Source organism: Nitratireductor aquibiodomus (genome assembly GCF_900105565.1).
GTDB classification, from domain to species: domain Bacteria; phylum Pseudomonadota; class Alphaproteobacteria; order Rhizobiales; family Rhizobiaceae; genus Nitratireductor; species Nitratireductor aquibiodomus.
Genome location: NZ_FNSL01000001.1, coordinates 841,482 through 864,221, shown reverse-complemented (window position 1 = coordinate 864,221; position 22,740 = coordinate 841,482). Strand labels below are relative to the sequence as shown.

Genomic DNA, 22,740 nt, shown 5'->3' with positions numbered 1-22,740 from the left:
ATAAGTGACAAACTCGTGTCAGAGTGTCTTGCATGCTTGCACGAAACCGTTTAAGGAGCCGGTCATTCGGTTGACGGCGACCTGATTGCCGCACGAAATGGTCGGGTGATTAGCTCAGTTGGTAGAGCAGCTGACTCTTAATCAGCGGGTCACAGGTTCGAGCCCTGTATCACCCACCAAACCTTCTCTCATTAGCGTTTGCTCCAAAGCTCCGGGGTCCCAGACAGCCGAGCTATGCATGTTCCGCGCGCCGTTATGCATCAGGTCATAGCCGCAAGGATGGACGTTGAAGACCGTTTGGCGGCATTATGGGATATCGACGTTTCCATGATTGAAGCCGGGCAGGTTTGAGCAGCAACACCGATCCCCATATCAACGAAAGCCGCCGCAGCGAAATGCTGTCGGTGCTGAGGCGGCGCGGCATTGCGTCCGAAGCCGTGCTCGATGCGATGGCTGAAGTGCCGCGCGAACTGTTCGTGCCTCCGCATCTCTCCGAACTCGCCTATGAGGATGGTGCTCTGCCCATCGGCGACGGGCAAACCATATCCCAGCCCTATATCGTTGCCCTTATGACGGAAGCCGCCGATCTCGGGCCGCAGAGCCGGGTGCTCGAAGTGGGCACGGGGTCCGGGTATTCGACCGCGCTTCTCTCCCGGCTTGCAGGCCATGTGTTCTCGGTTGAACGGCATGATTCGCTGGCAATTGCGGCGCGCAGGCGCCTGGCCGACGCCGGCTATCTGGACAATGTCAGCATTGTCGTCGGTGATGGAACGCTGGGACTGCCAGAAGAGGCGCCGTTCGACGCCATCGTCGTGGCGGCAGCGGGGCCGCGTGTGCCGGAGGCGCTGCGCGTGCAGCTTGCACCGGGCGGGCGGCTTGTCATGCCGGTCGGTTCGGCGTCCGGTCCGCAAAAGCTCAACTGCGTTGTCCGGGAAGGCGAGAACTCTTTTCGAACGGAGACGCTGGCGCCGGTCTCCTTCGTGCCGCTGATCGGGGCGCAGGGCTGGCAGCGTTAGGGCGGATTGGGCATAACCGCCAGGCCGGGAAGTGGAAAAATGAAACTTCGTTTGGAACCTTTGTTGCCCGGGCGGGTTCATGCTCTAGGCGCGCCCCCACCATCCCCCCGACCCGAACCAAGCGCGCCGTTTGCCGGCCAGTTTCACTGGCCGGCTTTCTTTTGTGCGGATCAGTAGTCTTTTTCGAAGAAGATACCGAGGCTTGAATTGCCGTCGGACCCGACTGCACCACGCGCCTTCAGATCTTCGGTGATGTCGAGATTGATGGTGCCGCGTGTCGTGCCTTTCGCGCCTGCCTCGACCCCCAGATAGATGTTGTCCTGGATATAGCGACCGGCCCGGACGGCGGCGTTGCCCTCGCTGTCGGTGACGACATCCAGATCGTCCAGCCCGGTGGCGTTGCGCAGCGAGCCAAGGAGCGAGGTGTTGGATCCTCCGGCAAGCTCGGCTGCCGCCGCCGCAAGCTGGGCGATCTGCACGGCGGAAAGCTCGTCGATGCCGCGGTTGAAGATAAGGCGCGCCAGAACCTCGTCCTCAGGCAGTTCGGGCTGCGAGGAGAATGTGATGTTGAGGTCGGAGACACGGCCCCTGACATTGATGAAAACGATGATGTCGTTGCCGCGCGAGCGGGCGACGAAATCGAGCTGGGGGTCGAGATCGCCCACAAGGGTCACCTGGCCTTCGTCGAAGGTGATGCGCTGGCCGATGATGGACAGGCGCCCACGGATCAACTTGAAACCGCCGACCGGCTGGATATTGGTCACCGGCCCCGTCAGCCTGACCGAGCCGCCGAGCTCGGCATCGAGGCCCCGTCCGCGCACGAAGATGCGCGCGGGTGCCGTCACATTGACGTTGAGCCGCATGACGCTCGGGCGCGCCGAGGGCATCGGTGTGCCGTCGTCGGCGCGTGCGCGCTCCAGTGTCCGCTGCACCGCCGGCGGTGGGTTGAGATGACGCACGTCGATCGCCGAAGCGCCGCCACCAAGGCTTTCAGGCACAATGATCTCGGCGCGTTCGATGTTGACCTCGCCGGCAAGCAGTGGGTCGCGGGTGAGGGGGCCGGTCATGGAGAGCGCGCCGTTGACGGTCGCCGTCACCATCTCGCCATCGGTGTGTCTGGCATTGTCCAGACCGATCCTGAGATCGGCGGGAAAGCCTGCCTGTGCATTGGTCGAGATTGTGCCCGAAACCGAAACGCGGCCACCGGCTGCCAGCGCCGCCGACCCTTCCGTGATCGATATGCGATCGCCATTGACGGCTGCTGCCAGGCGTACATCGCTGATGCGCAGATTGGTGAGCGGATCGACGGCTGAGGCATTGGCGGTGGATATGGTGCCGTTGATGACCGGGTTGGCCACTGCGCCGGAAACACGGATATTGGCGGAGGCCGTGCCGGAAATCTGGGTGCCACGGTCGGCGAGGATGCGGTTGGCGATTGAAAGCGGTGCGGTGCCCGCCACGTTGACGCCAAGGCCTGCGCCGGACAGCGGAATGGTGCCGCTCGCCTCGATGCCCAGCCCGGACGGGCCGTCGGCGGTCAGGCGGGCGAGCTGTACCGCATTGCCCGAATAACGCCCGCTCGCAGCAAGCTGAAGCGGGCCAAGGCCCGCGCTGGTCAGGGGCGCGGCCCGCAGGCCGCTTGCGCGCATATCGAAGCTCGCCTGCGGCGCTGCGAGCCTGCCGGTAACGCGGGCGCTGCCCGTCACCTGACCGGAAAGGTCCTGGCCGCGCACGACCCGGTTCAGGGATGCCAGCGGGAACGCGTTGAGTGCCACATCCATGGAGAGCTGGCCATCATCGAAGGGCACCGTGCCGCGTGCAGCCGCGTTCAACCCTTCAGGGCTGGTGACGCTGGTGTCGACATTCAGCCGGTTGCCGTCGCTCGTTCCTGTCGCGTCTATCGTCAGCGTGCTGAGGCCCGCCTGCGCGAGGACCGGGGAGGTGATGCCGCGCCCGTCGACGTCGAAATTCACAAGCGGCCTTTCGCGTGTGCCCTTGATGTTCGCCGTGCCGTCAAGCGTGCCACCGAGGCCGAGGGCGGGCTGGATCGTGTTGGCAATGGAAAGTGGCACCTGCTCAAGGCTGACCGCCAGATCGAGAACATCGGCAACACGGCCGCCGGCGGTGATGCGCCCGCCCGCGACATCGATGGCCAGCGGATCGAGTGTGAAAGCGCTTCCTTCAACGAGGAGGGAGGTGGGTTCCACGAGCCGGGCCTGAACCGCGCCCTGCTCGAGGCCGAGGCGGTTGAGCCGGACACGATACCCGTTGCCCTCGGGCGCAAGCGCGCCCCGGGCTTCAAGCTGTGTACCCTGGTCAAGAAGGGCCGTGCCCTCGAAATCCGTCGCACCCTCATTCTGGCGGGCGGTGGCTTCAAGCCGGGCAATGCCCACGCCGCCGGCGCTGATGTCCTGCGCATTGATGGAGCCCACGACGGCGGGCACGCCGAAGAGGTCTTCCACGGTGGCCGCAACCGTGGCGCTCGAAACCCGCGTCTGTTCAATTTCCAGATCGCGAATGGTGGCGTTGACGTCGGCGATCTGACGTTCATCAACCTGTGACAGAGAGAGAGCGGCCTTCACACTGCCGGTCGCCTCACGCAGAAACAGGGCCGCGGCGGTCGAGACGTCGGCGGCATCGATGCTTATTCTGCCGTCGATCAGGCCTTTACGCACATCCTGGATGATGTTGCCACCGGCGGTTGCGCCGCCGGCCCGAAATACGAGCTCGGTCAGTTGCCGTTGCTCGGGCGAGAGAAGGAGCCGGCCAGCAAGGTCGACACGCTCACCGGAGAGAAAGGCGTTGCCGTCTATCGTGCCGGTCAGAACCTGCTCTTCGAGCTGGCCGTCGAAGCCCAGCGTGGCCTCGCTGAGATCGCGGCCGGAAAGGCTGCCGCGTGGCGCATCTGCCTTGAAGGTCAGATTGATGCGCCCCTCACCACCCTCGGCGCGTCCCGTGGCTGACAGAGGGCCGGATGCATTCTTTGCGAGAAGTGCCATATCCTCGAGCGCGGCGTCGAAACGGAAGTTTGCGGCACCAGATGCGAAGGTGCCGTCGGCACGCATGCTGAACTGATCGTTGGCGAGCCGCAGGTTGCGGGCGGTCAGTCCTTCGGGGCCGCGGGCAACACCGCCCTCGATGCGTGTGGTGCCGGCAAGAAGATTTCCCGCGGCCTCGTTTTCGATGCGCAGATCGGTTGCGGTGCCGTCGAGATTGAGATCGAAGGCGCCGCTGATGGGGCGCACCGTGCCGCTTGCGGTCAGGTCGACCGCGCCACCGAGCGCCTGATCCGCAAGACCGGAGAAGGGGGCGATGTCGGAAGCGCCGAGCTTGATGTCACCGGTGAAGGCGAAGTCGTCAATCTGGCCGGTGAGGGTGGTTTCGAGACCGTTGCCGGAAACGCTGGCATTTTCTATCATGACCGGGTTCCCGGCCAGCCAGTCGCCGCGTGCGGCAATCGTCAGCGCATCGCCGAGCGCTTCGGCGATCTTTGCCTGCTTGGCGGTGATCTGCGAGAGGCCGCCGTCGATCTCGAAACTGACGCGGCGTGAAAGCGGGTCGTCAAGGTTCTGGGCGAGCCCGCCCATCGTCAGGACCGTGCGCCCGGCGGCGAATTCGGCGGTCTGCAGCCCGTCCAGCTCGAGCTTGCCGTTCCAGCGCTCGGAACCCGCTTCGCCAAAGGTGATGTCGAGTTTCGCCGACTGCAGCGAGGTCTGTCCGCCGGCGACGGGAAGCAGAACGCGCTCGCCCGCGGGATTGGCCACCCCGGCGCTCAGCGAGAGAGCGGTCAGGAAGTTGTCGCTGCCGGTTTCAGCCGCGGCCTCAATGCGCATGGATGCGCTGGAGACCTGAAAATTCTCAAGCAGAATCCCGCCGCCATCCTTCGAGACGCCGTTGACGTTGATGCGCGTTCCCGCACCGAAGAAATCCTGAAACTGGACTGGCACAAGGCGTCGGATGGAGCCGGCAAGACGTGCGGAAAAGCCGAGCCCCTCATCGCGCTCGCGGAACTGCGCCGTGCCGCCGAAGGCAGGCACGCCATCCGCCTCAAGCGCAAGCTTCACGTCGAGCGCGCTGAGCGGGCCGCTGCCGGCGAGGGTCAGTTTGAGCGGCGGGCGCCCCTCGACGTTGAGAAGGTTGGCAACCACACCATCCGCCGGTTCGTCGAGCACCAGATCAAGATCGAGGATTTCGGTTTCGTTGGAAAACGCAGCCTTGAGCGCGAACTGGCCACCGGGGCCGTCAAGGCGCTGGACATCGAAATCGGTATCGAGCGCCCCGCTCTCGATCCTGAGCGCGCCATTCAGCGAGAGCTCGGCGGCAAGCCCGAAAACCTCCTCGCCGAAAGTTGCCTGCTCGACTTCAAGCTGTTCCAGATTGACCGCCAGAGGCAGTTCGGGGACCTGAAACGAGCGCGATTCGGGAGCGGGCAGGCCTTCGTCCGGCAGCGGACGGCGCATCACTTCGATGGTTTCGGCAGCAAGCCTCTGCACTTCAAGGCGCTGGCGAAGCAGAAGCGTGGAACGGCTCCAGTCGATCGAGGCATTGCCTATGCGGAGCCAGATGCCTTCGCGGTCGGCAATGGTGATTTCACTAATGGTTGCCTGCGAAGAGAGGGCACCGGAAATGCCGGAAATACGGATCTGCCGGTTCGGCGTGGAGAGCTGATCCTCCAGAAGGCGCGTGAAGAATGAGCGCTCCTCATCGGGCGTGCGTTCGCTGGGTGTATCCTGCGCCATGGCCGGCAGGAGGACGAACAACAGGGTCAGAGCTGCGAAAAAGCGGATCAAAACGCTTGTCCTATTCCGACGTAAAAGGCGACGCCCGGGTCGCCGTCTCGCTTGTCGAGGGGGACGGCGACGTCAAGGCGCACGGGGCCGAGCGGGGTAAGATAGCGCAAACCGGCGCCGACGCCGATCCGCACATCCTCGGAGAAGTCCGGGAAGGATTCGGAGCCCACGGTGCCCGCGTCGACGAAGCCGACAACACCGATGGAACTGGTGATGCGGGCGCGCAGTTCGGCGGAGGCCTCCATCAGCGAGCGGCCGCCGGCAATGCCGTTCGCCGTTTCGACGCCGATATTCCGATAGGCATACCCGCGCACTGAACCGCCGCCACCGGCGAAGAACAGCTTGTCTGGCGGTGTCTCGTCAATCGGGGCGCCAACCAGCGCACCGATCTTGGCGCGTCCTGCCAGGACGAAGCGGCCATCGCTGCCGAAATCGTAGTAGGCACGGCCCTCCAGAAGCATGCGGGCAGCCAGGTTGCGGTATTCCATCTCGTAGAACGGTTCCAGCGACAGTTCGGCGAAATAGCCTTCGGTGGCGTCAGCGGGGTTGTCGCGGCTGTCATAGGTGAGGGTGCCTGCGAGCCCGACTGTGGTGAAATCGCGTGTGCCGAAATCGTCTTCGAAACGGGCGCGGCCGGCATTGGCGAAAAGGCTTCCTGAAAGCTCTTCGGTGAATTCGTGCCTGAAGCCGAACTCGGCGCTGACCGCCGTGCGCGTATACCGCTCAAGAACCTCACGGTCGCCGAAGATCGACGCCTGGAAGTCCGTGTCGGGCGTATAGACGCCGGGTTTGATGAAGGTCGCACCCACGCGGTATGTCAGGTCCTCCGGATTGAATGTGTTGCCGATGCCGGAAACCTGACCTTCAATGCGCAGCCGTTCGGCGCGACCGAAGAGGTTGCGGTGCATCCAGTAGGCCTGCACGCCGAGCCCGTCGAGCGTCGAATAGGTGCCGCCGACACCAAAGCGGCGGGGCAGGCGCTCCTGGACGATGACGGCAAGCGGCAGAATGCCGTCGGCGCCGATCTCGTCTGCTTCCTCGATCCGGGCCGAGCGGAAGACGTCGAGCTTCGACAGCCGCTTGCGGGCCCGTTCCAGATCGTCGGGATCGTATTCGCGGCCGGGCACGAGACCGGTCTGACGCGCAACGAAATCGGGGTCCATACGTTCCGTGCCGCTGACGGTGACGGCGCCATAAGCGGCGCGGCGTCCGGGCTCGACGGTGAGGATGGCGTCAACGGTCCTGCTTTCATGTGCGGCGGTGACGCGTCGCTCCACGATCTCGGCTTTCGCGTGCCCCTGGTGCCGCCACGCTTCGACGGCGAGGCGTCCGGCTCTCAGGATGGTTCCGGATGCTGCGACTTCGCCGGTCTGGAAACCTTCCTTTGCGGGGTCTTCCACGCGGTCGTTTCGGTTGAGGGGCGGCGGTGCCTGATTGACGATGCGTGCCTGGCCGAAATGGAACACCGAACCGGGATCGACGGCAACGCGGACACTGGCCGGATTGGCGATGTCGGCGTCGATGGGCAGTTCGGATACTTCCCTTCCGTCGATGGTGATGCTGATTGAGCCACCATAGAGGGCCGAACCATAGAGCGTGTTCAGCAGGCGGCGGTAATCGCCGCGCGCCTTGACGATCAGGCCGGCTGCGCCCGAGGCCGGCTTCTCCCGGTCCGCCCAGAGGGACGAGGCACCCTTAAGTTTCTTTTCGGTATCGTCTGCGCCATAGGGAAGGACGAACTCAACGGTATAGTTCCACGGTTCGCCGATCGTGTCGGGCTCTTCGGCAGCCTTGTCCTTGCCAAAAAGCTTTATGCCAAACAGCTCGAAGGCGCTGGCAGGGGGCGGCGAAAAGGCAAGCATGAGCGCGAGCAGCAACGGCCCGTGCAAACGCCGACCCATCGACGGTTTCGCGTCGATTCCACTCAAACCCGTCTCCCATTCTCGAGCCGAAGTGTCGGTCACCAACCTTGCCGTGACGTTAACGCCCGCCGCCCGTATGCTGCAAAACAGTGCGGTTAAACCACAAACCGCTGGCGCGGCCAATGTGGCTTATCGGGTGTGGCCAGACAATTGTGGCTTAAAGCCGGCGTTATTGGGAATGAAGCCGAATCGGGAACTAGGAAGAGCTCGAACGGTTGTGTCTTCAAAGACAATGATGCTCAACTGCGGCAGCAGGGCTGAACAATCGCTCATCGTCTGGTTTGTAAGGAGAGGTGTGTGTTGAATGGCACAAATGCCCCGAAAGCAGAAGAGTGAGACCCGCAAGGCACCGCCGCGCCAGCGGCGCAGGGCGCCCGGCCGGTCGGCTGCGGAGAGACCGGTATTTATCGTCGACGGAGCGCGGACCCCGTTCCTCAGAGCGCGGGGGAAGCCGGGACCGTTTACGCCGGTGGACCTTGCCGTCCAGTGCGGACGGCCGCTCTTGGCCAGACAGCCGTTTTCTCCAGAAAGTTTCGACAAGGTCATCCTGGGCTGCGTCAATGTGATCGCCGACGAGATGAACCCTGCGCGGGTTGCCGCTTTGCGGCTTGGCATGGGCGACGCGATGCCGGCCTTCACCGTGCAGATCAATTGCGGTTCGGGCATGCAGTCGATCGATACCGCGTTCCGAACCATTCAGTCGGGCAAGGCGGATCTCATCCTGGCCGGGGGCACGGAAGCGCTCTCGCACGCGCCGCTGGTGTGGCCGCAGGAGGGGGCGGCATGGTTCGGCCGATTCGCCTTCGCCAGATCACTGCCCGAAAAACTGTCCGCTCTCGGCGCCTTCAGGATGCGCATGCTGAAACCTGTGATCGGGCTGGAGCGCGGGCTGACCGACCCCGTTACCCAGCTCAATATGGGGCAGACGGCAGAGAAGATCGGCCATATCTTCAATATATCCCGCGAAGCGGCGGACGCCTACGCGCTTGAAAGCCATCAACGTCTGACGAGGGCCCAGAAGAATGGTGCGCTGAAGGGGGAGGTGATCCCCGCCGTGACGCGTGAAGGCGTGCTTTATGAACACGATGACGGCGTTCGCCCCGACACGTCGATGGAGCGGCTGGCCAAATTGAAGCCGGTTTTCGAAAAACCCTACGGCAGCGTGACGCCAGGCAACTCCTCGCAGATTACCGACGGGGCCTCATGGGTCGTTCTCGCATCTGAAGGCGCGGTCAAGAAGCACGGGCTGACGCCGCTGGCGCAGATTGTCGATAGCGCGTGGTCGGGCCTCGATCCATCGATCATGGGGCTGGGGCCGACGCTGTGTTCGACCGTCCTGCTTGAACGTCACAAGCTCACCCGAGACGATATCGACCTGTGGGAGCTCAACGAGGCTTTCGCAGCGCAGGTGCTTGCCTGCCTTGCGGCGTGGGAGGATGCGGATTACTGCCGCGACGTTCTTGGACTTGAAAAACCGTTCGGGCGCATCGACCGGAAACGCCTGAATGTGGATGGAGGGGCGATAAGCCTCGGTCATCCGGTGGGCACCAGCGGAAACCGGATTGTGCTTCATCTTGTAAACGCCATGCGCAAGCGTGGAGAGAAACGCGGCGTGGCGACCGAGTGCATCGGCGGTGGCCTTGGCGGTGCGATGCTGGTGGAGGTAGTCTGATGGCTGTTGGAAAGATATCCGCCCGTGAGCATCTCGCTCAGAACCGGCTTTCGCTCGGTGCGAACACGAAAGAAGTCGCCAAAACCACGCACTGGTCTTTGCGAAGGGACGCGGATGCGATTGCCTGGCTTGTGCTGGACCGCGCCGGGGAGAGCACGAACACGCTTTCCGAAGCGGTCATGGCTGAGCTGGAAACCCTGCTGAATACGATCGAAACGATGCAGGCCAAGGGGCTGGTTATCCGCTCCGGCAAAGCCGGGGGCTTCATTGCCGGTGCTGACATTCGTGATTTTTCAGGTGTGAGCGAGACGGATGCGGTTGAAGCCCGTATGACGCGGGCGCATGAAATCGTCGACCGGCTGGCGGCCCTGCCGATGCCGACGGTGGCGGTTGTCCACGGCCATTGTCTTGGTGGCGGGCTTGAACTCGCGCTCGCCTGCAGGTTCCGGATCGCTGTCGAAGGCGCAGTGTTCGGCTTTCCCGAAGTGCTTCTGGGGCTTCACCCGGGTCTCGGCGGTACATTCCGGCTTCCAGCGTTGATTGCCCCCGTCGAGGCCATGAAGATGATGCTGACGGGCAAATCCGTTCACTCAGGGAAGGCGAAGGCGCTCGGGCTTGTCGATACCGTGATCGAAGAGCGTCACGTCGGCAATGCCGTAAAGGCGGCCATCGGCGGGAAACTGAAACGGCCACGGCGCAGCGCCGGGCTGAGTGGTTTTTCGCTTTTTCGTGGCATTGCCGCGCGGAAGATGCGTTCCATGGCCGCAAAACGCGCCCCGCAGGAGCACTACCCGGCGCCCCATCGGTTGATCGATCTGTGGGAGCAGCACGGCGGCGGGGAAAAAGAGGTGATGCAGAAGGAGGAAATCCGCTCCTTCGCGCGTTTGCTGACCGGCGAGACCGCGCAGAACCTCATCCACGTCTTCTTCCTGCGCGAGTCCCTGAAGGCCGGGGGCAAGGGGAAGAGCGGCATTGCCCATGTTCATGTCGTCGGCGCCGGTACCATGGGCGGCGACATCGCCTCATGGTGTGCCGCGCGCGGCCTGCGAGTGACACTCACCGATCTCGATGAAAAGGCGCTTGCCGCCGCAATCGGCCGGGCCGGGAAGCTGTTCGACAAACGCCTCTACAGCAAGATTGACCGGCGCGATGCGTTCGACCGCATGATACCGGATTTTGCGGGCGACGGTGTGAGGCAGGCCGATCTTGTGATCGAGGCGGTGGCGGAGAAGGCCGAGGTAAAGCGCAAGGTTTTCAAGGCAGTAGCACCGCTCATGAAGAAGGGTGCGCTTCTTGCGACCAACACATCAAGCATTCCCCTGAGCGAGCTGCGCACGGCTGTTCCGTTTCCTGAAAGGCTGCTGGGGCTGCACTTCTTCAATCCCGTGGCGCGTATGGAACTTGTTGAAGTCGTCGCGCATGACAAGGTTTCGGATGCGGCGCAGGCGCGGCTGGCGGCTTTTTGCGGCTCCATCGACAGGCTTCCCGCACCGGTGAAAAGTTCGCCGGGCTTCCTCATCAACCGTGTCCTGACGCCATACATCACCGAGGCATTCCTGATGCTCGACGAGGGTGTGCGCAGGGAAACCATCGATCAGGCGGCCGTCTCGTTCGGTATGCCGATGGGGCCGCTCGAGCTTGCCGACCGTGTCGGTCTGGACATATGCCTCGAAGTGGCCCGAACCATGAAGTCCGGCCTCGACACGCCGCTGCCGGATGTGCCGGGCTGGCTGGAGACGATGGTCGCGGAAGGGCGGACCGGCCGAAAGGCGGGCCGGGGGCTCTATGAATACGACCGGAATGGCGAGCCCCGGAAGAGCGGGCAGCGTCTCGCGCCGCATCCCACCATGACAGACCGGCTTGTCCTGCCAATGCTCAACACCTGTGTGACCTGCCTGCGGGAAGGCGTTGTCGGCGACGAGAAAACACTTGAGGGGGCGATGATCTTCGCCACGGGCTTTGCGCCGTTTCGTGGTGGGCCTCTGCGATATGCGCGCGCCCGCGGATTCGCCGAGATCATCGCCGTGCTCGAACGCCTGCAGGAAAAATACGGCGATCGCTTCGCACCGGACCCGCACTGGGTGAAACTGCCGGTGACCTGAAAGAAATCGGGAACCCTGCCGGTTCTGAAGCCTTATTCTCCCGGGCGGCAAGCCAGAGGAGATAAGAATGCCGGCAAAATCCAGGGCGCAGCAAAAGGCGGCAGGTGCCGCGCTCGCGGCGAAGCGCGGCGACATGCCCAAATCCCAGCTTCAGGGCGCATCTAAGGAAATGTATGAGACCATGAGCGAAGCGGAGCTCGAAGAGCTGGCGGAGACGGACCGCAAAGGTCTGCCAGAAAGAAAGGCGTGATGCTGCGGCTTAGAGCATCGGACCGAAAAGTGGAATCCGATTTTCGGATTGTTCCGATGCTCCATCAATGGCTTGGATCGTCCTTTATGCGTCTGGATGGACGCACGGCGATCTAGCCGGCGGCTGCGGTCTGTCCTGTTTTGTCGAGCCGGGCCGCGATGAAACGCTGCAGGCGCTTTGCGGCTTCGCGCAGGGTTTCTTCGTCCTGGCACATGGAAATGCGAATATGCCCCCTGGCCGCGTTGCCGAAGCTGGCACCGGGTAACACCGCGACGTCTTCCTCGTTGAGGAAATCCCAAGCGAACTTTTCGCAATCCTCTTCTATGGCCCGGATGTCGAGCATGACATACATGCCGCCTTCCGAGCCGCGCACGATCACGCCGTTCATGCCGCGTATGGCATCGAGAAACGCTTCGCGGCGACGCGTGTAGAGCTCCGCGATCTCGCGCAGGCCGAAGCCGTTTTCTGCGGCGGCAATGGCCGCGTGGGAGGTGAAATCGGGCAGTCCATAGGTGGCGACCAGATTGAGGTTGGTCATCACGGTGATCATCCCGGCGGGGCCCGTCAGCCAGCCGACACGCCAGCCGGTCATGCCATGGCTCTTCGAAAGCGAGTTGATGACCAGCGTCCGCTCCTTCATGCCGGGCAGGGCGCGGGGCGAGATGTGCTCCTTTTCGGAGCGGATCGTCCAGTAGACTTCGTCCGAGAGCAGCCACAGGTCGCGTTCGCGGCAGAACTCTGCAATGCGCTCGATGGTTTCACGGGAGTAGACCGCTCCAGTGGGATTGTTCGGCGAGTTGATCAGGATCGCGCGTGTATCGGCTTCAAGTGCCGCCTCGATCTCTGAGAGGCTCGGTTCGAAATTGTTTTCCGCGTGGGTTTCGATTTCCGTATAGCGCCCGCCGGCTGCGCGCACCGTGCCTGGATAGGTGGCGTAGTAGGGCGAGACGATCACGGCATGGGCGCCGGGATCGAGCACTGCCTGAAAGGCAGCATAAAGCGCGCCCTGGCCGCCAATGGTGACCATGATCTCGTCAGGGCTGGTCTCTGTGCCGGTGCATTCCTGCGAAAGCGCTGCCAGAGCCGCCCGCAGACGGGGAAGGCCGGGAAGCTGGGTATAATGGTGATGCCCGCCCCGCACTGCTTCGACACAGGCTTCGACCGTTCCCTCCGGCGTGTCGAAATCATGATCGCCGACCGAGAGCATGATGACCCTGCCGCCGGCCTGCTTTCGGGTCATGGCGGCGAAGTGGATTTCCCAGCCATTTTTGCCGGACGGGACGATGCCTGAAATGCGGGATGAGGGCTTTGGCATTGGTGGCTCCAGGGGCGATCTTGGCATTCGACTTGAAAAAGAGAGGTCCTTCGACTACGAGGACCGGCGCATTGGTCGGCCTTGTAGCAAATCGACCGGCGTGAGAACAGCATAGTGAATGAGTGCATTTGGTCCTGAACGGATTGCGATATTGATGCAGGGGGCCTGTCGCAGATCCGTTGAGACTTCCAGGAAGGATGGCGGCATGTTGGCCCCTGAGAAGAAGAACGAACTGTCTGCTGCGGAGATTGTCGACGAGGCGATGCTGACACGTCGCTCCGTGCGGGCCTTTCTGCCGCGCCCGGTCGACGACGAGACGATCAGGGATATTCTTCGCGTTGCCGCGCGCGCGCCCTCCGGCACCAATATGCAGCCCTGGAAGGTCTATGTGGTTTCCGGTGAGCGCAAAGGGGCGCTGTCCGACGCGATTCTTGCTTCCGGCGTACGTCCGGAAAAGATCGAGTGGGACGAGTACAAATATTATCCGGACAAGTTTTTCGAGCCCTATCTCGCACGGCGCCGTGCGGTGGGCTATGCGCTCTATAGCCTTTTGGGCATCGGCCGGCGCGAAGTGGAGCGCATGCGTGCCCAGCACGACCGGAATTTTACCTTCTTCGATGCGCCAGTTGGCCTGATCTTCACCATCGACCGCCGTTTGAACAAGGGCTCGTGGGTCGATCTCGGCATGTTCCTGCAATCGGTGATGATTGCCGCGCGGGGGCGTGATCTTCATACCTGTCCGCAGGCGGCATTCGCTCCCTACCACAGGCAGATTCGCCCGATCCTCGGCATTCCCGACGAGGAGATCGTGGTCTGCGGCATGGCGCTCGGCCATGAGGATGTCTCGAAGCCGGAAAACGCACTGCGCAGCGAACGTGCGCCGCTGGAGGAATTCGTCTCCTTCGTTCGCTAAGTGTCTGATCCAAAAGTCGCCAGACCGGGCTGCAAATGGCGTTTTCCTGCGCTTCGGTGCTCACGTACCGCATGTACGCTCCGCTCCGATGCTCGAAAACCGCCATTCTCGCCGCGGCCTGCCGCTTTTTGATTCAGACACTAAGCCTGTTCTCCGCACCGACGGTTGCTTACAAAATTGTAATTTCCCGGCAAGGTCGTCGTAATGTGCGATCGGCCAAGGTCTCTTCGTTCCCTGCCGCTTCCCTTGCGGCGCCCCTACGAGGAGACAGACATGAAGAACAATATCCTTTTGTCGGCCATGGCTCTGAGCCTGATCGCCGGTTCTGCCGCCATCGCCCAGGAGGCTTCTTCTGACGAGGCTGTGCCCCAGGCTGCCGGCGAGCGCATGAATGGCAAAGGCGGCAAGACGATGCGGGGCTTTGCCCGTCTTGATGCAGACGGTGACGGCAGCATCACCATTGAAGAGTTTTCCGCAGTGCGTCTTGAACGTTTGAAGGCCGCCGATGCCGATGGTGACGGGGTGCTTTCAGAAACCGAGCTTCAGGACATGGTCACGGAGCGCATCGTCGAGCGCCGGGCGAAGCGTGCCGCACAGCGCCTCGACATTGACGGTGATGGCACCGTCACCATCGCCGAGATCGAAAGCCAGCAGGCGAAGCGCTTTGCACTCATGGACGCCAATGATGACGGCAAGGTCGACCAACGCGAAATGCGCCGCGGGTTCCGCCAGATGGCCGACAGGCGCGGTGGGCATCATGGAAAGATGATGCATCACAAGCGCGACCACCGCGGTGGACCGCGCGGTGACATGCGTCCGGGCGAACCGCCGGCTGAGATGGCACCCGACGCCGACAATGGCTGACAAGAATGCCGGGAGGTACGAACTGCCTCCCGGACGATCAAGCCGGTTCGTCTGGGGCTTCCGCGAACCGGCCGATAGGTCCGGTGTCGCCGCGCCGGGCCTATCTTCCGAACCTATCTAATTGTATAGCCCACATCTTCTGCCGCCCGGCAAAGCGTTTTGGCAAAAGCTCTTGCAAACGAGCGGAAAACGTAGAACTCGAAGCGTTTCTCGCCCCGGCGCTGGATTTGCACGAACACATCGTGATGCGCCGTCGCCCGGCCGGCATGGACCGGGAAGGCAGTCAGGCTGAAGTCCAGCGCGAAGAGCTTGGCCAGAACCCATTCCACCCGCGGACCCTCGATGCTCAGAACCGTGCGCCCGTGGGAGAGATCGGTCACGGTGCCGGTCTCGTCGCCAATGGCAGCAATGATATCCCCTGCCAGAGCTTCATCCATCCCGCTTACGAGAAACCGGCCGGGGCCGATGTTGAAGGCGCAGGTGCCCTCGCGGCTGGCAGCGCCGTTTCCGGGCAAGGCCGGAAGCGTGAGACGGCAGGTGGCGGAAATGCTTTCTGCCAGTGCTTTCTCTTTGCCGGGCCAGGCATTCGCCTCGACAATCGAGCCCTTCAAGACTTCGGATATCGTGACGCCGTTTCCGTCGGCGAAGTCACCATGGGAGCCGGGGCGGAAACCGCCGCCCAGCGGTGATGCGCGCTCAACCATGCATGCGCTCCCCATCCGGATCGAAGAAATGGTGGCTGACGACCTCCACCTGACCGAAGCGCCGGCGTAGCGGATCGGAAAGCAGGACCCGCGTTCCATGGCGCGCCTTGCCGCCCCTGACGAGCGCCAGGCCGATGTATTTCTGCAGAGCCGGTGAGTAGCAATAGGCCGTCACATGACCGATGCTTTCTCCCGGCTCATCTGAACTGCCGCGCTCTACCAGATGCGCGCCGCCGCCGAGCTTCTGGCCATCGAGCGAGACGATGCCGACGAGCCGCAGCCGGTTCCTGTCGATCAGTGCAGGGCGGTCCATCAGGCCTGAACCGATGAACGGTTTCTTCTTGGACAGCATCCAGTCGAGATAAAGATCGCGGGCCGTGGTCCGGCCATCGATCTCGGCACCTGTCACGTGCCCTTTCTCGATGCGCAGTGCGCCAAGCGCCTCCATGCCGTAGGGCGTGATGTCGAAGGGTTCGCCTGCTTCCATCAGCGCTTCCCATACATGCTGCCCATGACCGGCGCCGCAATAAACCTCATAGGCGCGTTCGCCGGAAAAGGAGAGGCGGCAGATCATGACGGGTGCACCGTCAATCTGGCCATGAACAATGCCCATGAAGGGCAGTGTCTCATTGTCGACTTTGGTCCCCGTCACGCAGCGCTCCAGCACTGCGCGGGCCTGCGGGCCGGCGATCGCGGCGCCCGCCCACTGGTCCGTCACCGAGGTCAGGTGCACTCTGAGATCGGGCCAGAGAACGTCGAGGCAATATTCCAGATGCTGCATCACCGCGCCTGCATTGGCGGTGGTTGTGGTCATCAAGAAATCGGTTTCGCCGAGCCGCCAGGTGGTGCCGTCGTCGAAGGCGATGCCGTCTTCGCGCAGCATCAGACCATAGCGGGCCTTGCCCACTTTCAGCGTGGAGAAAGTGTTGGTGTAGACGCGATCAAGGAAGGTGGCGGTATCGGGGCCCTTGACCGCGATCTTGCCCAGTGTGGAGACATCGACAATGCCCACGGAGCGACGCACCGCCGCTGCCTCGCGGATGTAAGCCTGTTCGACCGTTTCACCAGCACTTGCGTAGACCAGCGGGCGGTGCCAGAGACCCGCCGGGGTCATCTCGGCGCCGTGTTCCACATGCCAGTCATGCATAGGGGTGAAGCGCTCGGGCTTCAGATCGCCATAGCGTTCCGCAGCCAAAGCACCGATGGCCACCGGGGAGTAGGGCGGGCGAAACCGCGTGGTGCCGGCTTCGGGGATCGTGATGCCGCGTGCTGCCGCCATAATGGCCAGCCCCGGGACATTCGAGGTCTTGCCCTGGTCAGTCGCCATGCCGAGCGTCGTGTAGCGCTTAAGATGCTCGACGCTGACGAAACCTTCGCGGTGGGCGAGCCGCACATCGTCGGCGGTCACATCGTGCTGGAAGTCAACGAAAGCCTTGCCCCTGCCACGAATTTCAAGAACCGGCGCTGGCGCAGGATTGAGTGCTTCTGGCGCGATTTCAGGCAGTCTGGCGCGGGATGGGCGCTTGCCGGCGCATTTCAAGCCCGCATCGCGGCCACTTGCCAGCGCGTCGGCCGAGCTGAATTTGCCAAGGAATGCGCCGGCACCCGCCCAGCGTTGCGCTGGCTCGGGGGGCAGGAACGCCTGATTATCCTCATCCCAGACCGGTTTCGCGCCCGCCTGGCTTGCCAGATCAAGCACCGGCTGCCAGCCACCGGAAACCGCGAGACTGTCGCATTCAAGTGGCCGTGCTTCTCCCGAAAGCCTGCCCGTTTCCGCGTCGAACGCCTGAACAAGTGCTCCGGATAACGCACGGCTGCCCTTTGTGCCGGCGACGGCATGACCGGTCAGCGGCACTACGCCCGCCTCGGTGGCAAGTGCGGTGGCCGCATCACCGATCCGTGGACGCACATCGACAATGGCTGCGATATGGCCGCCAGCGCGCTTGATAGCAACCGCAGCCTCGTAGGCGCTGTCATTGTTGGTAAAGAAGATGGTTCTGTTTCCGGGCAGAACGCCGAATTCTGTGGCATAGCGGCGCGTGGCGCCGGCCAGCATGACGCCGGGACGGTCGTTGCCGGGAAAGACGATGGGGCGTTCCAGTGCGCCCGTCGCCAGAACCACGTCGCGGGCACGGATTGTCCAGTGCCGCTGGCGCGCGTGTCCCTTCGGCGTGCGGGCCACATGATCGTGGACACGTTCAAGCGCGGCCAGCGTGTTGCCGTCATAATAGCCCCAGACCGCAGTGCGCGGTAAGAGACGTACAGTGTCGAAGCGGGTGAGCCGTTCCGTCAGCTCTGCCACCCATTGATGGGCGGGTTTTCCGTCGAGGGTCTCGTCCGACCAGCGGGCGAAGCCGCCGGTCTGCGGTTCCTGTTCGGCGAGGATCACGCGCTTTCCGGCCTTTGCAGCAGCCTCGGCTGCCATCAGGCCGGCGATGCCCCCGCCCACCACCAGAACGTCGCAGAAGGCGTTCACCCGCTCGTAGCGCGAGGGGTCAGCCTCGTAATCGGCTCTGCCAAGACCGGCGGCACGGCGGATGAAATGTTCGCACATCATCCAGAAGCGCGTGCCCTTGAGTGGCCCGATCACCGGGCCCATGAAGGTCTTGTAGTAGAAGCCCGCACCAATCAGTCGACCGCCGAGCTGGTTTACCGCTCCAAGATCCCATGCCAGAGAAGGAAAGCGGTTCTGGCTTTCCGTACGCAGCCCGTCATAGATTTCGATCTGCGTGGCAGGAATGTTGGGCTCGCGCACGCCTTCCCGCAACAGCGTCACGAGCGCGTTCGGTTCGTCGATACCGGCGCTGAAGACACCGCGCGGGCGATGATATTTGAACGAGCGGCCTGCGAGCGAAACGCCATTGGCGAGAAGCGCCGAGGCCAGCGTGTCTCCGGCATGACCGGTGTAGCTCTCGCCATCAAACGTAAAGCGAATGGTGCGGGCGCGGTCTATCAGCCCGCCCGTCCTGGTGCGGCGGGGGCTCATGCGGCGTCTCCGCTGTTCGCATTTCTGGCAAAGGCGACCGAGCGAATTTCATGTGTCAGCGTGTCGCGCTCCACCACCAGATGCGCGCGGCATCCGCCGGCGTGCTGCCAGTATTCGCGGTGCAGCCCTGCCGGATTCGGCCGGTTATAGACATAGTCGAGCCAGGCTTTCGTATCGGTGGAAGCGGGATCAGGGCGCGTGCGCGTCGCGTCGCCCTGGTAGGAGAATTCGGCGAGGTCGCGGGGGCCGCAATGCGGGCAGTCGATCAGCATGGCGTGTCCCTCAATGCAGTTTGGGTGTCGGGCCATGGCCCGTTTCGTCAATCGCCGCACCGCGCTCGAAGCGGCTGAGCGTGAAGGGCGCGTTGATGGCGTGGGGTTCGTCCCTGGCGATGGTCCAGGCGAAGGAATAGCCGGAGGCAGGCGTCGCCTTGAACCCGCCATAGCACCAGCCGCAATTGAGATAGAGGCCGGGCAGGGGCCCTCTGGTTATGATGGGGGACCCGTCCATCGACATGTCCATCACCCCGCCCCAGGAGCGCAGCAGTCTCAGCCGCGCGACGGCGGGGAACATGGCACAGATTTCGCTCATCACGTCTTCCGCCGCGGGAAGGTTTCCACGCTGGGCGTAAGAATTGTAGAAATCGAGACTGCCGCCAAAGACCAGCCCGCCCTTGTCGGACTGCGACATGTAGAGATGGCCTGCACCGAAGGTCACGACGCAGTTCACGAAGGGCTTGATCGCTTCCGAAACGAAAGCCTGAAGGACGTGGCTCTCAATGGGGAAGCGTTTGATGCCGGCACGCTGCAACACCCGGCTGGTGCTACCGGCAACCGCCAGCGCCACCTTCTTTGCCCGAATGTCGCCTCTTGTGGTGGAAACGCCGGTGATCTGATCGCCGTCGCGCAGGAAGCCTGTCACCTCGCAATTCTCGATCAGATCGACACCGCGCCGGTCGGCGGCGCGTGCATACCCCCATGCGACCGCGTCATGGCGGGCCGTGCCCGCACGCGGCTGCAGAAGCCCGCCGGCGATGGGAAAACGCGCTGAGCCGGAGGTGTCCAGACCCGGCACCTTGCGTGCGATCTCCAGCGGCGTCAGCCATTCGGCGTCCACGCCGCCATGGCGCATGGCGTTGCCGCGGCGGATGAAAGCGTCGGCCTGGCCGGGGCTGTGGGAAAGGTTGAGAACGCCGCGCTGCGAGAACATCACATTGTAGTTGAGCTCATGGGAGAGGTTTTCCCAGAGTTTCATGGAAAATTCGTAGAAACGGACGGATTCGGGCAAAAGATAGTTGGAGCGCACAATCGTGGTGTTGCGGCCGATATTTCCGGAGCCGAGCCAGCCCTTTTCCAGTACGGCAACGTTGGTGATGCCGTGTTCGGCTGCAAGATAATAGGCGGTTGCCAGACCATGTCCGCCGCCACCGATGACGATGACGTCGTATCTCGGTTTGGGATCGGGCTTGCGCCAGGCCGGTTTCCAGTCCCGATTGCCTGAAAGAGCATTCTTCAGAAGCGAAAGAGCTGAATATTCCGCCATGCGCCGCCATTCTTTTTGCCTGACCCAGCCTTAAGCTATAGGACACGCCAGACGCCGGAGGCAAATAAAGCGCCATGGCTTTGCACAGGCCCGACCCTGATGCGCCGATAAGCTTGCTGCGCAGGCGTCGCTCAGGCAATGTCCGCGTATCGACACTGACCTCCGATTGCATGTGATTCCGTGAGAAGACTGACAGAAATGTTGTTGAAGCTTCGTGCCCTGCCGGTTCTCCTGTGCCTTGTTTTCCAGTTTGCGGTGCTTGCGCCGGCGGCGGCGCAGGGACCGGAAAACTTTCTGCAGACCCAGCGCGAAAAGCTCTCCGGGATCGAAGCAACCGTCGACAGGATGGAAAAGGAGGTAGACGATCAGGCCGCTGATGACGGCGAACTCGTCGCAGTTCGTGTTGAGCTGGAAAGGCTCGCGCGCGAGGTTTTCGATGCCAGCCTGGCGTTTCGCCCAAGGCTAACGGAGATCAACACACGGCTCGAACAACTGGGTGAGCCGCGCAAGGAGGGGGAACCAGCCGAACCCGAGGAGGTGACGCGCGAGCGCACCCGGCTCCTGGATGAAAAGGCGAGTTTCAATGTGCTGATCGGCGATGCCGAACGGCTTTCCGTGCGCATCAACAGCATTGTTGACGAGATCGCCGAACTCAGGCGCGACCTCTTCACGCGCACGCTTTCACGCCGCTACGACGTTTCCGCGGCGCTCAGCTCTGATGTGGCCGGTGAATTCACGCAGGAGGTGGGGCGGGTCTACAAGCGGGTTTCCGCCTGGCTGACCTTTGTCGTTAAATATCGCCTTAATTCACTTCTGCTCGCCACTGCGCTCGCAACGATCGCCGCCCTTGCGCTGCTTTTCGGGGGGCGGCGTCTGTTTGGCGATTTCATCGAGCCGGACCCGACCGAGACGGAACCCACCTATCTCAGCCGCCTTTCGCTGGCGCTGTTCTCCACGCTCATACCGTCGCTCTCGATCGGCGTCTTTTTGGCCTCAACCTACTACTTCCTCGATTATTTCAGCTTGCTGCGCAGCGATATAGCACCGCTTCTCTGGTCTCTCTTCTCTGTCATTCTCCTGGTCTATTTCGTCTACCGTCTGGCACGCGCCATTCTTGCGCCCCGACGACCGAACTGGCGGCTGTTGCCCGTGCGATCGCAGGCGGCACAGTGGCTGCTCGTGCTGGCGGTTTTCACGGCTGTCTCGACCGGTTTCGATTATTTCATGGATCAGGTCTATTCGCTGTTCGGCTCGCAGCTTTCGCTGACGGTGGCGACCAGCCTCGTGGCCACCGTAATCGTTGGTCTGCTCATTATGGCGATCGGCGGCGTCAGCCCTCTGGACGACGAGGAAGGCAGGCCCAGACAATGGCCGCTCAAATTCCGCTATCTCCTGTTTGCCCTCGGGGCTGCGATCATCATCGCGGCCATGCTTGGCTATATCGGTTTTGCGCGGTTCCTTTCGCAGCAGGCGGTGGTGACGGGCGCGATCGTTGCGACCATGTATATCGGTTTCCTCACGGCCGGGGCGATCACGTCGGAGGGCGCTTTCGCCAATTCCTGGCTGGCGCGCCGGCTGGAACGGTACACCGCTTTCGATGAAACCGCGCTCGATCAGCTCGGCCTGGTCACCGGCATGCTGATAAACACGGTCGTGGTCCTGATCGGTGTGCCGCTCATTCTTCTGCAATGGGGGTTCCGCTGGGCGGATCTGACGGCCTGGAGCTACCGTATTGCCGGCAGGATCCAGGTCGGCTCCCTGTCGTTTTCCATCATCGGCATTCTCACCGGTATTCTGGTTTTCGTGGTCGGCTATTTCGTCACGCGCTGGTTTCAGAGCTGGCTCGACGGCAAGGTCATGGCGCGCAGTCGCATGGATTCCGGTGTGCGCAATTCCATCCGCACAGGCATCGGCTATGTGGGGCTGGTGATCGCTGCCCTGATCGGCATCTCTGCGGCCGGCATCAACCTCTCCAACCTGGCCCTCGTGGCCGGTGCCCTTTCACTCGGTATCGGCTTCGGGTTGCAGAACATCGTCTCGAACTTCGTCTCGGGCCTGATCCTTCTTGCCGAGCGCCCGTTCAAGGCGGGTGACTGGATCGTCGCGGGCGGCGTGTCCGGCACGGTGAAGAAGATCTCCGTGCGCGCAACGGAGATCGAAACATTCCAGCGCCAGTCGGTGATCCTGCCGAACTCAGAACTGATCAATGCTGCCGTCGGCAACTGGACCCATCGCAACAAGCTCGGGCGCATGGAGATACCCATCGGTGTCGCCTATGGTTCGGATGTGCGCCGCGTGCACGAGATTCTTCTGGAAATCGCCAAGTCACATCCGCTCGTTCTCAAGAACCCGGAGCCGTTCGTTCTGTTTGCCGGTTTCGGCGATTCGTCGCTTGATTTCGAGATCCGCGTCTATCTTTCCGACATCCTTATGCAATTGAATGTGCAGAACGATATCCGCTTCGCCATCGTCGATGCATTCGAGGCGGAGGGAATCGAAATTCCGTTCCCGCAACGCGATATCCACGTGCGCTCGGGGCTGTTCAGAGCACAGGAGCCCGATGAGACGCCGAAGGATGAAGAACCAGCCGATGAGATGGAGGAAGAGCAGGATGAGGTGCCGGCGGGCAGACGCCGGCGCCGGCGCAAGGTCGATCCGGAATAA

14 protein-coding genes and 1 tRNA gene are annotated in these 22,740 nt (G+C 62.7%); 8 read left to right on the top strand and 7 right to left on the bottom strand.

Annotated features, from left to right (window positions below; genetic code table 11):
• Positions 1-103 precede the first annotated feature (103 nt).
• Both BLW55_RS04075 and BLW55_RS04070 read left to right on the top strand, forming a co-directional pair.
• Positions 104-179 (top strand) — tRNA-Lys (locus BLW55_RS04075).
• 168 nt (positions 180-347) lie between these two features.
• Positions 348-1,016, top strand: a complete 669-nt coding sequence (locus tag BLW55_RS04070; protein ID WP_090326888.1) for a protein-L-isoaspartate(D-aspartate) O-methyltransferase — start codon at positions 348-350, stop codon at positions 1,014-1,016.
• A 170-nt stretch (positions 1,017-1,186) separates the two neighbouring features.
• On the opposite strand, the gene BLW55_RS04065 is transcribed toward BLW55_RS04070, so the two are convergent.
• Together BLW55_RS04065 and BLW55_RS04060 are read right to left on the bottom strand one after the other, a co-directional pair.
• Positions 1,187-5,806, bottom strand: coding sequence for a translocation/assembly module TamB domain-containing protein (locus tag BLW55_RS04065; protein WP_425286761.1), 4,620 nt, complete (start codon positions 5,804-5,806; stop codon positions 1,187-1,189).
• The gene (locus tag BLW55_RS04060) at positions 5,803-7,707 is read right to left on the bottom strand and encodes an autotransporter assembly complex protein TamA (protein WP_090326885.1); all 1,905 of its coding nucleotides are present in this window, start codon (positions 7,705-7,707) and stop codon (positions 5,803-5,805) included. The genes BLW55_RS04065 and BLW55_RS04060 overlap by 4 nt, the downstream gene beginning before the upstream one ends.
• Before the next feature lie 325 nt (positions 7,708-8,032).
• Here BLW55_RS04060 and BLW55_RS04055 point away from each other — a divergent pair, with 325 nt between their 5' ends.
• The 3 genes from BLW55_RS04055 (at position 8,033) to BLW55_RS04045 (ending at position 11,752) form a co-directional block, all read left to right on the top strand.
• Complete coding sequence (locus tag BLW55_RS04055) at positions 8,033-9,400, top strand: acetyl-CoA C-acetyltransferase (protein WP_244508981.1); 1,368 nt, start codon at positions 8,033-8,035, stop codon at positions 9,398-9,400.
• Positions 9,400-11,502 (top strand): 3-hydroxyacyl-CoA dehydrogenase NAD-binding domain-containing protein, encoded by a 2,103-nt coding sequence (locus tag BLW55_RS04050; protein ID WP_090326880.1) that lies wholly within the window; start codon positions 9,400-9,402, stop codon positions 11,500-11,502. Before BLW55_RS04055 ends, BLW55_RS04050 begins: the two co-directional genes overlap by 1 nt.
• Before the next feature lie 67 nt (positions 11,503-11,569).
• Entirely contained in the window at positions 11,570-11,752 is a 183-nt protein-coding gene (locus BLW55_RS04045) for a DUF3008 family protein (RefSeq protein WP_090326878.1), read from the top strand.
• Between the two features lie 112 nt (positions 11,753-11,864).
• Here BLW55_RS04045 and BLW55_RS04040 read toward each other — a convergent pair whose 3' ends face one another.
• On the bottom strand, positions 11,865-13,067 hold the full coding sequence (locus tag BLW55_RS04040; RefSeq protein WP_090326875.1) for a pyridoxal phosphate-dependent aminotransferase: 1,203 nt from the start codon (positions 13,065-13,067) through the stop codon (positions 11,865-11,867).
• Between the two features lie 205 nt (positions 13,068-13,272).
• On the opposite strand from BLW55_RS04040, the gene BLW55_RS04035 reads away from it, so the two are divergent.
• Entirely contained in the window at positions 13,273-13,980 is a 708-nt protein-coding gene (locus BLW55_RS04035; RefSeq protein ID WP_007007786.1) for a nitroreductase, read from the top strand.
• Between the two features lie 273 nt (positions 13,981-14,253).
• The gene (locus tag BLW55_RS04030) at positions 14,254-14,844 is read left to right on the top strand and encodes an EF-hand domain-containing protein (RefSeq protein WP_090326873.1); all 591 of its coding nucleotides are present in this window, start codon (positions 14,254-14,256) and stop codon (positions 14,842-14,844) included.
• A 113-nt stretch (positions 14,845-14,957) separates the two neighbouring features.
• Here BLW55_RS04030 and BLW55_RS04025 read toward each other — a convergent pair whose 3' ends face one another.
• The 4 genes from BLW55_RS04025 to BLW55_RS04010 are packed head-to-tail and all read right to left on the bottom strand — an operon-like array spanning position 14,958 to position 20,076.
• A complete protein-coding gene (locus tag BLW55_RS04025) occupies positions 14,958-15,548 on the bottom strand; it encodes a sarcosine oxidase subunit gamma (RefSeq protein WP_025030488.1) in 591 nt (196 codons plus the stop codon).
• Positions 15,541-18,534, bottom strand: coding sequence for a sarcosine oxidase subunit alpha family protein (locus tag BLW55_RS04020; protein WP_090326870.1), 2,994 nt, complete (start codon positions 18,532-18,534; stop codon positions 15,541-15,543). Before BLW55_RS04020 ends, BLW55_RS04025 begins: the two co-directional genes overlap by 8 nt.
• Positions 18,531-18,806 (bottom strand): sarcosine oxidase subunit delta, encoded by a 276-nt coding sequence (locus BLW55_RS04015; RefSeq protein WP_090326867.1) that lies wholly within the window; start codon positions 18,804-18,806, stop codon positions 18,531-18,533. The genes BLW55_RS04020 and BLW55_RS04015 overlap by 4 nt, the downstream gene beginning before the upstream one ends.
• Positions 18,807-18,816: 10 nt before the next feature.
• Positions 18,817-20,076, bottom strand: coding sequence for a sarcosine oxidase subunit beta family protein (locus BLW55_RS04010; RefSeq protein ID WP_090326863.1), 1,260 nt, complete (start codon positions 20,074-20,076; stop codon positions 18,817-18,819).
• Between the two features lie 198 nt (positions 20,077-20,274).
• Between BLW55_RS04010 and BLW55_RS04005 the strand changes: the two genes are divergently transcribed.
• Complete coding sequence (locus BLW55_RS04005; RefSeq protein ID WP_090326860.1) at positions 20,275-22,740, top strand: mechanosensitive ion channel family protein; 2,466 nt, start codon at positions 20,275-20,277, stop codon at positions 22,738-22,740.